The 12,291-nt window shown below is 43.4% G+C and carries 13 protein-coding genes and 1 pseudogene; 5 read left to right on the forward strand and 9 right to left on the reverse strand.

Going from position 1 to position 12,291, the window contains the following annotated elements:
* Positions 1 to 81: 81 nt before the first annotated feature.
* The 4 genes from A4S05_RS30440 (at position 82) to murF (ending at position 3,856) form a co-directional block, all read left to right on the forward strand.
* Positions 82 to 1,011, forward strand: coding sequence for a histone deacetylase family protein (locus A4S05_RS30440; protein ID WP_069073506.1), 930 nt, complete (start codon positions 82 to 84; stop codon positions 1,009 to 1,011).
* Between the two features lie 262 nt (positions 1,012 to 1,273).
* A complete protein-coding gene (locus tag A4S05_RS42200) occupies positions 1,274 to 1,411 on the forward strand; it encodes a hypothetical protein (protein ID WP_176727159.1) in 138 nt (45 codons plus the stop codon).
* Between the two features lie 177 nt (positions 1,412 to 1,588).
* Positions 1,589 to 2,035, forward strand: coding sequence for a tellurite resistance TerB family protein (locus tag A4S05_RS30445; RefSeq protein WP_069073507.1), 447 nt, complete (start codon positions 1,589 to 1,591; stop codon positions 2,033 to 2,035).
* Positions 2,036 to 2,500: 465 nt separating this feature from the next.
* Positions 2,501 to 3,856, forward strand: coding sequence for a UDP-N-acetylmuramoyl-tripeptide--D-alanyl-D-alanine ligase (gene murF, locus A4S05_RS30455; RefSeq protein ID WP_069073509.1), 1,356 nt, complete (start codon positions 2,501 to 2,503; stop codon positions 3,854 to 3,856).
* Positions 3,857 to 3,963: 107 nt separating this feature from the next.
* Here murF and A4S05_RS30460 read toward each other — a convergent pair whose 3' ends face one another.
* The 9 genes from A4S05_RS30460 to A4S05_RS30505 all read right to left on the reverse strand — a co-directional run bounded on the left by A4S05_RS30460 (position 3,964) and on the right by A4S05_RS30505 (position 11,437).
* A complete protein-coding gene (locus A4S05_RS30460) occupies positions 3,964 to 4,626 on the reverse strand; it encodes a Na(+)/H(+) antiporter subunit B (RefSeq protein WP_069073510.1) in 663 nt (220 codons plus the stop codon).
* Entirely contained in the window at positions 4,623 to 5,192 is a 570-nt protein-coding gene (locus A4S05_RS30465) for a DUF4040 domain-containing protein (RefSeq protein WP_069073511.1), read from the reverse strand. The genes A4S05_RS30460 and A4S05_RS30465 overlap by 4 nt, the downstream gene beginning before the upstream one ends.
* Positions 5,185 to 5,463, reverse strand: coding sequence for a monovalent cation/H(+) antiporter subunit G (locus tag A4S05_RS30470; protein WP_069073512.1), 279 nt, complete (start codon positions 5,461 to 5,463; stop codon positions 5,185 to 5,187). The genes A4S05_RS30465 and A4S05_RS30470 overlap by 8 nt, the downstream gene beginning before the upstream one ends.
* Positions 5,460 to 5,717: a hypothetical protein gene (locus A4S05_RS30475; protein WP_141699846.1), complete on the reverse strand. Its 258-nt coding sequence runs from the start codon at positions 5,715 to 5,717 to the stop codon at positions 5,460 to 5,462. The genes A4S05_RS30470 and A4S05_RS30475 overlap by 4 nt, the downstream gene beginning before the upstream one ends.
* On the reverse strand, positions 5,714 to 6,103 hold the full coding sequence (locus A4S05_RS30480; RefSeq protein WP_069073513.1) for a Na+/H+ antiporter subunit E: 390 nt from the start codon (positions 6,101 to 6,103) through the stop codon (positions 5,714 to 5,716). The genes A4S05_RS30475 and A4S05_RS30480 overlap by 4 nt, the downstream gene beginning before the upstream one ends.
* Entirely contained in the window at positions 6,088 to 7,527 is a 1,440-nt protein-coding gene (locus tag A4S05_RS30485) for a cation:proton antiporter (RefSeq protein WP_069073514.1), read from the reverse strand. The genes A4S05_RS30480 and A4S05_RS30485 overlap by 16 nt, the downstream gene beginning before the upstream one ends.
* Positions 7,524 to 7,859 carry a cation:proton antiporter subunit C gene (locus A4S05_RS30490; protein ID WP_069073515.1) on the reverse strand — a complete coding sequence of 112 codons (336 nt, stop codon included), beginning with the start codon at positions 7,857 to 7,859 and terminating at the stop codon, positions 7,524 to 7,526. Before A4S05_RS30490 ends, A4S05_RS30485 begins: the two co-directional genes overlap by 4 nt.
* Positions 7,860 to 8,074: 215 nt before the next feature.
* Positions 8,075 to 9,490 (reverse strand): cation:proton antiporter, encoded by a 1,416-nt coding sequence (locus tag A4S05_RS30495; RefSeq protein WP_069073516.1) that lies wholly within the window; start codon positions 9,488 to 9,490, stop codon positions 8,075 to 8,077.
* Positions 9,491 to 9,754: 264 nt separating this feature from the next.
* The gene (locus tag A4S05_RS30505; RefSeq protein ID WP_069073518.1) at positions 9,755 to 11,437 is read right to left on the reverse strand and encodes a bicarbonate transporter BicA; all 1,683 of its coding nucleotides are present in this window, start codon (positions 11,435 to 11,437) and stop codon (positions 9,755 to 9,757) included.
* A 576-nt stretch (positions 11,438 to 12,013) separates the two neighbouring features.
* On the opposite strand from A4S05_RS30505, the pseudogene A4S05_RS42740 reads away from it, so the two are divergent.
* Positions 12,014 to 12,220, forward strand: a pseudogene (locus A4S05_RS42740) (GNAT family N-acetyltransferase); the annotation flags it as partial.
* Positions 12,221 to 12,291 lie beyond the last annotated feature (71 nt).

Raw genomic sequence — 12,291 nt, forward strand, 5'->3', positions numbered from 1 at the left:
TACGGCTATACAAAGAAAAACTGTTTGTACCAGTGACGATACAATAGCATTCAGTGTCGCTGCTGCAACCTTTTTCGTCCTATGCTCCCAGTCATCTATTCCGACGAATTTTTAGATCACAAGACTGGAAAATACCATCCTGAAAAACCAGAACGCTTGATAGCGATCGCAAATGCCCTAAAAGCAGCTACATTTGCAGATCAAATCTCTTGGCGATCGCCTACACCAGCATCAGAACAACCATCACTGATGCCATCATTGGTTAGAGCACATAGCCCAGCCTACATCAAAAAACTTTGGCAAATCGCTTCTAGTGGCGGTGGGCCTTTGGATGGAGATACACCAGTTTCCCCACGCAGTTATGATGTGGCATTGTTGGCAGTCAGTGCATGGTTGGATGGAGTTGAGGTTGTGTTAAGTTCAGCTAATCCAGCTTTTGTACTAGCACGTCCCCCAGGGCATCATGCAGAAAGTGATGCGGGGATGGGCTTTTGTCTATTTTCTAATGCTGCGATCGCAGCTTTATTTGCCCTCGAACAACCCGGAATTAACCGCGTCGCCATCCTCGATTGGGATGTACATCACGGTAATGGTACTCAAGCGATCGTCGAAGCTGAAGCACGTATTGCCTACTGTTCCCTACATCAGTATCCCTGCTATCCCGGTACTGGGAGAGCGGCAGAACGCGGTTTTCATAAAAATGTCTTAAATTTACCAGTACCCCCCGGTAGTGATATTGCACTATATCAGCCATTATTTGAAACACAAGTCGTACCGTTTTTAGCTAACTTTCAGCCGGATTTACTGATTGTGAGTGCTGGCTATGATGGCAATGCCGCAGATCCTTTGGCAAGTATCAATTTGCAACCAGAAGATTACGCATTATTTACTGATTATTGTCTAGGGATAACTCGTAAAATTCTGTTTGGCTTAGAAGGTGGTTATGACTTTGATAGTCTTTCTCAATCAGTTGTAGCGACGATTGAACGCTGTTTACCCACTCAGTGCTGAATGCCTCGGCAAGCGAGTAAATTTCAGAAATACTCAGTACTTCCGCTGACCAATGACTCGAAATCCCCCGGCTTCAAGCCGGGGGATGAGTTAACACTCTTTAAAATTCATCAAATCTTCAGAAATAAAAAGTTTAAATAGTGTTCTTAAACAGCTAAAGTTTTGTTAAGATGCAATTGCTAGCAGTTTCTTAGCGAAATTCACCTATCGGTGTGTGGAGAAATAAAAAGTACTAGCAGCACAAATTTCAAAAGGTGAAGCAATGACCACCTACATTTTTTTTGATGAAGCCCTACGGATGCTGACCAACGCCTATTTGATGTCAATAGTACTGTTGATAGCAGGTTCGGGTATAGGTTTGGCGGTAATTGAAACGATAGAAAAGACAGGAGAACGCTAAGTTTACAAATGGCAGTGTAGTTATTGCCAAAAACCATTGGTTGCAAGTGTTCGCCGCGAATAAATCCTGGGAACACTAAGGGATGAAAGTCTCACAGCGTTACAGTCTTACCTGGAAATCTACCCAATGCACAGGTAACTGTAGCGCTGGTGGGACTCTAACCAAGGAGCTACTACAATGGGTCTATTCGACGCTGTGTTGGGCACAGAAAGCCAAACCCAAGCAGCACTCAATCCAGCAGAAGCTTTTGCTGTTATTATCTTGGTGGCAACAGCTTCAGACGGTTATATTTCTATTGAGCAAGCAAATTCTATCATTTCTGTGCTGTCACGGATGAAACTTTTTAAAAGTTATCCCCATGAGATGATGAACAGGCTGTTTGACAAAATCTTGGGCATTCTTCAGGGAGATGGTTTTAATGCTTTATTTAATGCAGCAAAAGATTCTCTATCTCAAGACTTACGGGAAGCAGCCTTTGCAGTAGCTACTGATTTAGTCTTAGCTGAAGGTCTCGTAGCGGAAGAAGAAAAGAACTTCTTAAATGATTTATATCAAGCTTTAGGGGTTTCTAGTGAGATCGCAATACAAATTGTGCAAGTAATCTTGATTAAAAACCGGGGATAGGACGATAGAATATATGCCTAATTAAACTATATAAAATCAGGAGTCAGGAGTCAGAATTCAGAATTCAGAATTGGTGAATAATCCACCCATAAAGGGATAGAGTTTTAAGGCGAGAATATTTTAATTTAATTTTTTCGCGCCACTTGCGGGCAAGGGTTTAAACCAATATTCATTACCCAGTCGGACTCCAATTCAATTCTGTTAGCGGATAGCTAAGGTTTAGCCCATTCTGACCGGAGGCGGAGCGTCTCCGGCTCCGCTCCTGAGTTCTGAATTCTTCTTATAAATAGCTTATAAATAAAGCGTGCCAAAGAAATTAACTTCTTTGGCACTATTTTTGGTGTTATTTTGACTAGGGTTAGATTCCTAACTTTTTCGATAAGTTGTAAATCTTGTTGTTCAATGCAGTATTGTGTCATAATCCGATTTTATAATTTTGAACATTAAATTGTAAAATTACTTATTATGCATTGTTCTGCCACCCTAACCGAACTGGTTGAAGTTATTTTTGCCCAAACTCTAAACTTATCTGAAACTGCTTTAACAAAAGTAAGTAGCGGTATCCAAACAGATAGCCGTACCCTCAAGCCGGGTGAAGTATTTGTTGCTTTCCGAGGCGATAAGTTTGATGGACATGAATTTGTGCCAACTGCGATCGCAAAGGGTGCAATAGCTGCAATCGTAGATTTTGAATACGAAAATCCGGGATTTCCGGTATTACAGGTAAAAGACACCCTCAAGGCATATCAACAAATTGGCAGATGGTGGCGCGATCGCTTTAATATTCCTGTAATTGGCGTAACGGGTTCGGTGGGTAAAACTACAACCAAAGAATTAATCGCCGCAGTTTTAGGAACAAAGGGACGAGTTCACAAAACTTATGGAAATTACAACAACGAAATCGGTGTCCCGAAAACTCTCCTAGAACTTGGCGCAGAAAATGACTACGCCGTGATTGAAATGGCGATGCGCGGTAGAGGACAAATTGCCGAACTGACACAAATAGCGCGTCCAACAATTGGTGTGATTACCAATGTCGGGACGGCGCATATTGAGTTACTGGGTTCGGAAGAAGCGATCGCTGAGGCAAAATGTGAGTTATTAGCTGAAATGTCTGCTGATAGTGTGGCAATTCTCAACCACGACAATCCTTTATTAATGGCCACGGCGGCGAAAGTTTGGCACGGAGAAGTTTTGACTTACGGCTTTTCTGGCGGCGATATTCAAGGAAAGTTAATTGATAACGAGACAGTGGAAGTTGCAGGAATCCAACTACCACTGCCTTTACCCGGTCGTCACAATGCGACTAATTTCTTAGCAGCTTTAGCGGTAGCAAAGGTGTTGGGAATCGATTGGGCAACCCTTAAAGCAGGTGTGGAGGTGGATATGCCCACAGGGCGATCGCAGCGATTTACCTTATCCAATGATGTGGTAATTTTAGATGAAACTTACAATGCTGCACCAGAAGCTATGATTGCAGCGTTGCAATTATTGGCAGACACACCCGGAAAGCGGAAGATTGCCGTATTGGGTGCAATGAAAGAATTGGGAGAGCGATCGCAGCAGTTGCACCAGCGAGTGGGAGAAACAGTGCGAAAGTTGAATTTAGACGGCTTGTTGGTTTTGGTGGATGGACAAGATGCCGAAGCGATCGCTCAAAGTGCCGAAGGTATCCCATCGGAGTGCTTTGCAACTCATGCTGATTTGGTAGCTAGGTTGAAAACATTTGTGCAAACAGGCGATCGTTTATTGTTTAAAGCTGCTCATTCCGTAGGACTAGATCGGGTAGTTAATCAGTTACGTGCAGAATTTCCCAAATGAAAAACTCCATGCCACTTGCAGGATGGAGTTTTTGGGTATGGCAAATGGGGTATGGGGAAGAGTCACCAATGCCCAATGCCCAATGCCCAATGCCCCAATAGAAACTCTCACAACAATCCCCGATAACGAATAAAAAGCAAAACCACCGCCCACGACCCTAACGCGACTTTGACTGCAACTAGAATATTCAGCAAGGGGACAATTCCCCCACTCAAAAGTGCGCCCATTTCTCCGTGGGGTAACTCAACTCCAGTCAGAGTTATAGCCGCCAGTACAATGAAAACAAGAACCGAAACTTTCTCCCATGTAGCGGCGTGGTAGCGCTGGTAAATCTCTTGCATCCACTCCGGTGATGAGGTAATCGCAATCAAACCGATCGCCGTTCCACCTGCGACTCCAGCCGCAAAACCACCGCCAGGGCTGAGATGCCCCCGAATAGCTAGTTCAATACTTACCATCGCAGCAATAGTTGCTCCCAGACGCGCCAGCACAATGGATGGTTGATCGGTAAAACGATAGATCGCACAGGACGGCTGTTCATTCGCTAGCAGAAAATTAACTCCCATAATTGCGATCGTAAATACCACCACCTCGAAGATAGTGTCATACAACCGATTCCTAAGAATGATCACTGTAACCGCATTGGGTATGCCACCATCTTTAACAACCGATTCAACGATCGAGAAATCCGGTATGACTGGCGCTGAATTCGGCAAGACGAGCATTTTTACAAAGAGCGCTATCCCTGCTGCAATGTAGATCCATTTCATTTATGCTTCTCCCCTTCAGCTGGTGTACTTACATAACTCAGGATTGTCGCTGGTGATGCAAGTTCGGTTTGCATAATCTCATAGATGCGTTTCACCCTAATGGCGGTGTGATAAAATTGTTTTTCGTCCTCACTGGTTGCCTGGTTTTGTTCTCGTCTGACACAAGTTGCATGGACTTCTTTATCCATCAACGCCCGTTCTAAAGCTTGGGTATTTGGGTAGGGAACCAGTTCTAGACGCATCTGGCGTTTGCGAAAAATTGTGCGTAAGTCGTCCATCAGTTGCCCAAAATGCTGTTCGTCATCTGCCTCGTCTTTCACCAAGCCAAGACGCATCACCAGGGATGAACGCACTGCCACCGCATAAAGGGTAATTGCCAGCATAGTACCCACCAAGGCTTCGGTTAAAGCAACATCTGGCGCTCCCAAAACCGCATATACCATTGCCGCCACCGCTCCCAATATGCCGCGAATTACCAGCGCATGGTATGGATTGACCTGAAATACCACCATACACGCAGCCAACGGCAACAGGGCGATGATGATATAGAGATAGCTATCATTCATAGTTACCCTCGCTACTAGAACAGTAAGCCAATACATACCCCAGCACTGTATTCCAGATGGCCAAGGAGATGAGAGCGAGGATGAGTAGCGGCCATTCGCTGGGTATCTTTAAGAGCAGCCCGATAATGATACTCATCGAGCCAAGGGTGTCTGCAACCGAAAGACTATGGAGTTTGAATAATAGCGATCGCTTGCCCAGCAGAGGAAAGGTTCCCCAAAACCAGAAGAAAAGTCCTAACCCTATGCATATATAACCCAAAAAGTCAATCATACTTCATTCATTCGTTTGATTACATGAGCCAGCAACATTAAGCCAGCATTTCCCACACTTAGGATGATGACCCCGACAACACCAATCATCCAATCATCACGGAAGACGGATACGACCAGAATCATGATTGAACTTTTGGTGGCAAAACTGGCAAATGCGAGCATTTTTTGCCAAATATCATCATCTTGCCATGCCTCATACATGGGGATGAGCATTGCCAGAATCATGGCAATCAATACTAGATTCAGGATCATACTTTTCTCCTCCGTCGCACCCAATGTACTTCGTACCAGCCTGCTTCGTGGTATTTCAAAACAATGGTCTTTGGCGTAAAGGTAATTAAGAAGATATCTAGGAATACAAGCCCTGGTGTACGTCCTGGTTTGGCTCGTTCCATCGTTATATCTTCGTATTTATGCGGGCGGAGGATGAGTTGAAATGCTTCAATATACGCTTGCGGAATCGCCACCATAATTTCACCCAGCACACGCAGCCAATCTTTTAATGATTCCCTTGCTGTTTTACCACCCGGTAATAGGAGGGCGATGCTGATGCCAATGATGATATTTGCCACACTGAAATCGGCAGTGAGCAAAAACCAAATAGTCAGTCGCAATATTAGATTTAAATACCCAACCATGCAAATCCCTTCCAGAACAATAGGATTAAAATCAGACTCATAACACCGATCAAATGGTCAAATTGTTCAAGGACACGCGGTAGCTTGAGTGCTGAGTGTTTAAAAATTAGTAAATACGCCAACCATCCAATGCCAATGGTTGCGAGGGGTTTAATGATATTCTCAATGGTGTACGCCTCGTAATACGCAATGTTAGCTAGGAACAGCCCACCGAGCAATAGAATCATGGCTGCCCAAAAACCAGGCTTTACCTCCGCTTTTCCCCCACGCGGCAGAAATATGAATTTGGCAAAAGATATTGCTGTTCCGAGGGCGGCAATATTCATAGCGATCGCTTGCCAAGGCAGCAAATTCTTTGTCGTCAACACCTTCGCCCCAAAGCCTGACAACAAGGGGAAACCAGAGATCGAGAAGCTGGCTATAACTAAGGCGATCCAGATTGGGGTAGCGATCGCTTGATGTTGCAGTTCCTTGAAATTGCGACTCGGTAAAGCCCCGGCAATTAGAAAAAGTGCCGATTTAACCAGTCCGTGCGTCAGCGCATAAAAACCACCTACGGACGGCGCAGCGAGGATAAAGCCCAACTGCGAAACCGTGTGAAACGCCAGCATCCGCTTGGTATCTTTTTCAAAGACTGCATAGAAAACTCCCAAAAGCGCCGTGCCAACTCCAAAGGTTCTTACTATCGGATCAACCTCTGCCACCATTAGCGCACACCGCACCAATGGATAGACACCAGCTTTTACCACAACTCCCGACAGCATTGCCGACACTGGCGTTTCCGATTCCGAGTGAGTCAACGGCAACCATAATCCTGATACAAAAATTCCTCCTTTTGTCAAGAGTCCCAAAAAAATCAGGGCAAGGGCTTCTGGAGGTGCTACGCGCAAACCTTCAAAACTAAAGGAATGATGCGCCTGATATGCCAACACCGCGCCAACCAGATAAAAAAGCATTGCCACGTTGCTGATAAACAGATAACGTAAGCCAACCCAAATCGATCGGTCAGTTCGGGGATAGGCAATCAACAGAAACGCAGCAATACCACTCACCTCTAACGCCACGTATAAGCTGATCAAATCCGCACAAGCAAACGCGGCATTGATACTGCCGTGCAAAATGATCAGTTGTGCGTAAAAAAAAGCTGTCTTATCGCTGTGCCAACAGTAGAGGATAACTGCTGCCGTCACCAACGCATTAGTTAATATAAAGTAGCCGCTTAATTGATCGACTGTTAAAATAACGCCAAAATTATCTATTAACTGTAGTGTTAGTGGCGACTGAGTGACAAATAGCTGCAATGCATATCCTGCGGAAGCAAAAGCAACGCACAGAGCAAGATATTTGTCAACTTTTGGGAGCAGATAAATGACAAAGCCAAAAAAAAACGGTAGTGCAATCCATGCGATCGTAATGCTATTCATGGCGTATTATTCTTCTCGATTTCGTTGCTTTCCAAAGTCGGATTATCTCGTGCCAACTTCATAACGCCGACCAGCATTAACGCCTGAATCGAAAATCCGATCACAATCGCCGTCAATATAACCGCCTGGGGAACCGGGTCGGCGTATCTGATATTTTTGACGTTGGAAATAATTGGTGTGAATAAGCCATTTCGTGATGCAATTAGCACGTAATAGGCGATAACCCCGGTACTCATGACATCCATAGAGATGATCTTCATAACGAGGTTCTTTTTAAGGATGATGCCGAAAAATCCGCAAAATATTGTTGCGAATATGCACGCTTCTAACACGGAAATTGCCTGTTGGATAAGGATTGAAAAAGAGGAAAAGGGGCAGGGGGGATAGAACAGAATTAGGATTCGACATTTCGGATACGTTCAGTAACCACTTCACCTGTAGCTTGCTTACCCGCAGGGGTACGAGAACCAGTAGTAGAGAAGGAGTTAGTTATTTCCCCCTGCTCCCTCCTCCCTGCCCACTTCCCCCTGCTTCTTAATTTGCGGCGCTAGCCTATTACATTGGCTTTCTCTAAAGCTTCTTTTTCTTCTGGCGATTGTTTGAATGCAAACCGCAATAAAGGCGGTGCTAAGAAGGTCGTCAAAATCACCATAATAACGATCGCAGCTTGCAATGGTTTATCCAGAGTACCGCTAGCTGCACCAATGGCGGCAAACACTAACCCAACTTCGCCACGGGGAATCATCCCCACACCAACCGCTAACCGATTAATTCCGGGTTGTCCAAAAACCGACCAACCTGTGACAACTTTACCGATAATTGCGATCGCAATTAAAAAGATAGAAATAATTAATCCTTCTCGATTTTCTGGAACTAAAGGATTAAGAACTCCTAAATCAACTTTCGCGCCAACCGTCACAAAGAAAACTGGTACTAAGATATCAGCAACCGGTTTAACCTGCTCATCTAGCTCTTTGCGTTTATCCGTTTCATCCAAAACTAAGCCAGCCGCAAATGCACCTAAGATAGCTTCTAAATGAATGGCACTACCCAGAAAAGCCATGAAAAAGGCAAAGATAAATGCTGGGATAATTAAGTTGCCTCGCGTTTGCAATTTATCAGCGATCGCAACAAAACTTTGATTGAAATATTTCCCTAATAAAATCGAGCCAATGAGAAAGACTGTAGCACTGACAATTAGATAAATGACGTTGAAAATATCAACCTCACCAGTTTTAGCAAGACTCGCAACCACTGCCAATACAATGATGCCTAAAATGTCATCAATGACAGCTGCACCGACAATAATCTGTCCTTCACGAGATTTTAATTGCCCAATTTCTGACAAAACTTTCGAGGTAATGCCAATACTAGTAGCTGTAAGCGCTGCACCTGCAAAAATTGCTGGAATTACTGGCGCATGAAACAATAAAATCAGCCCCGCTGTTCCAGCCGCGAAAGGAACAGCTACCCCAACACAAGCAACAACTGTTGCTTGATAACCGACCTTCTGTAATTCTTTTAAGTCTGATTCTAGACCAATTTCAAATAACAGAATGATCACACCTAGTTCGGCAAGCACAGAAACAACTTCACTCTGGCTTTGAAAAATTGATGTGACTGCATCAGGACTGAGGTTATTAATGAATTGCAGGATAGTCATGATAATGGAGTCGCTACCAGCCGCTCCACTGTCGGGAAACACCACCAAATGCAGAGCAGAAGCACCCACAAGCACGCCGCCAACTAATTCTCCTAAGACAGGAGGCAAGTCAATCATTCTAAATAATTCGCCACCAATTTTACTAGCCAGATAAATGACTACTAAAGTTAGCAATACTCCAGTCAGGACAATAGGGGCATATTCTGCCTCATTGGTTGTTGCTAGTAAAGGAGACTGCAAACCTCCGGTGAGAAAATTTAACCGCGTAAACGAATTAAGTATTGGTTCTGAAAAAATCATGTTTTTGCTTGTGTTTCTGATTCATTTTGGAGCCAACTTAAAAAATGTAATTTATATAGCGCTTCTCATTCGGGTGCAATACACTTTGACCTCACTTCCATTCCTCTCTCCTAAAAGGAGAGAGGCTTTGAATTTTACTCCCCTTCCCTTGAAGGGAAGGGGCTGGGGGTTTGGTCTATATTCTATGCAACTGAGAACCGCTATATCTAGTAATTCGTAATTGCATCCTTAATTACGAATTACGAATTATTAATAGGTGTCAGTCTAGATGCTAACCCCAGGAGTATTAGCAGAACTTGCATGAGGATTAACTAAAGCAACAGCTTGTTTAAGTGCATCTACACGGTCTACAAACATGTAATGATCTGGTACAAACCTCGAAATGTCAAACTTTTCTAAGCGCTTTTTGACTTTGCTAGTTGCACCAACAATTAACACATGACGACCTTGCTCACTAGCATCCTTGATGGCATTTTCAATTGCCAAAGAAGCAGTCACACCCAATATTGGTACATCGGTCAAGTCCATAATCAATACATCAGAGTCAGCCATTGCTGAATGTTCACGAGCGATCGCTTTCGATACCCCAAAGATCATCGGCCCGCTCAGGTAAAATAGCAGGACACGTCCATTAGCTAGATCAAGCAATTTTTTCTCTTCGTTATTCAAGACAATTGCATCATCAGTATCGCTAATTGTCTTCACTTCCTGAGCTTGTAATTCCGACAGGCGATTGATAGTTAAGATATTAGCAATAAACACTCCCACGCCGACAGCAACAATCAAGTCAACAAATACGGTTAAGAATAATACACCGTACATGATGAGTGTGCCTTTCAGCGACACCTTATGAGCGCGTTTCAAGAAGCTCCAGTCAAGAATATCAATCCCCACTTTCAGAGCAATACCAGCCAATACCGCCATTGGGATAGGTTGAGTTACACCCGCAGCCCACAAAACTACAATTAACAAAATTAACGCACGAGTTAAACCAGATACAGCCGTACTAGCACCAGTTTGGATATTAACTACTGTTCCCATCGTGGCGCCAGCACCAGGTAATCCACCACACAAACCAGATACTAAGTTACCGATACCTTGACCAATCAATTCTTTGTCAGATTTGTGTTCGGTACGAGTCAAACTATCTGCAATTACTGCCGTTAATAAAGTATCAATACAACCCAACATCCCCAGCATCGCCCCATCCACAATCATGACTGTGATTTGAGATGCAGTAAAGGTAGGTATTTGCAATGTTGGTAGTCCAATTGGAATTTCACCAATTCGTCTGATATCCGTACCGCCAAAAATGGTTAAAGAAACTATAGTTCCGACAATTAATGCCACAAGTTGCGGTGGAACAATGCGCTTGAGTTTGCGTGGCATAAAGAAAATAATTGCCAGTGTCAGCAAACCTAAAGCTGTTTCGGCAGGATTAATCTGAGTTAATAACTGAGGCAAATTTTGCACCATCCCCAGTACGCCACCTTTAGGATTTGGCTGTCCGACAAAAGGAGCAATTTGCAAAATAATCAGAATCACCCCAATCCCAGACATAAAGCCAGAAATGACGCTGTAAGGCATTAGGGTAATGTATTTACCCAACTTAAATATCCCAAAAAAGATTTGGAATATTCCCGCTAGCATGACTACGGTAAATGCCATTGCCAAGCCGTTTTCAGGGTTAGCTGCGGTCATGGAACCGACAATTGCAGTCATGACTACGGTCATTGGCCCGGTTGGCTCAGAAATTAGGGTTGGTGTCCCACCAAATAAGGCTGCGAAAAAGCCAACGCAAACTGCACCATAAAGACCAGCTACAGGCCCAGCACCAGAGGCAACACCGAATGCCAGCGCTAGAGGCAACGAAACGATCGCAGCAGTTACACCACCAAATAAATCGCCTCGTAAGTTTCTAAAATGGATCGTATTAGTCAATGACATACTGGGGTATTGGTTACAAAAACAGCAAAATAAATTTGGGTTGTAAAAATTGCCAGCTACTTTGAGTAAGTTTCATGTTTTATGAACATGAAAAATTAGGCAAAAAACTTTAATTCTTTGCAAAGGAGCTATAGTGCCTTTCTAAATGACGAGTCGCTGAATACGAATTCCCACTAGATAAGGCTTAAGTCAAAAACGGTTCCAAAATGTGAACTGGGAAAACTTACCTAAATTGTAAGTTTTATTTATACTCAAATTTTATGCGATAAACAATAGCTTACAGCTTTATATGCCAATATTGTTAATTCACCAGCCCTAATATTAAATAAATATTAAATTGCTTTCATAGATAAAAGACTATATATCTCGAATAGCGAAGAAGATACCAAAAATTTTTTGTAAAGAGATATTTCATTGCAAGGGGAAAAACCCCGTCAGCATTTTGCCTTGGCAGTGACTTTGAAAGCCCAAAAGCACTTAATTGGCATCTGTCGCATATCCGTTCAGGATACTGCCAACAAAACAGGCTCTATTTGATACTCTTTCACTAAGTAATTTTGATGGCAAGGATATGCAACTGAAACTGTAAAAGCAATTGTATCCTTCGGTTTTCAGGAGTTAGACTTACATCGCATATTTGCAACTTGTCACCCAGAAAACACGGCTTCAGCAATAGTTATGCAAAAAATCGGAATGCAACAAGAAGGATATTTGCGAGAATACCATTGGATTAAGGGAAAATGGCGAGACTCTTGGCTATATGCCATTCTTGAACACGAGTGAAGAGGTATAAAATATCACCAATAAATTGGGACTGAAGCCCCGTCCTTTGAGCTATCCATTAGTCACATCTT

Origin of the sequence: Nostoc sp. KVJ20, from assembly GCF_001712795.1 — a bacterium.
Taxonomy (GTDB): Bacteria; Cyanobacteriota; Cyanobacteriia; order Cyanobacteriales; family Nostocaceae; genus Nostoc.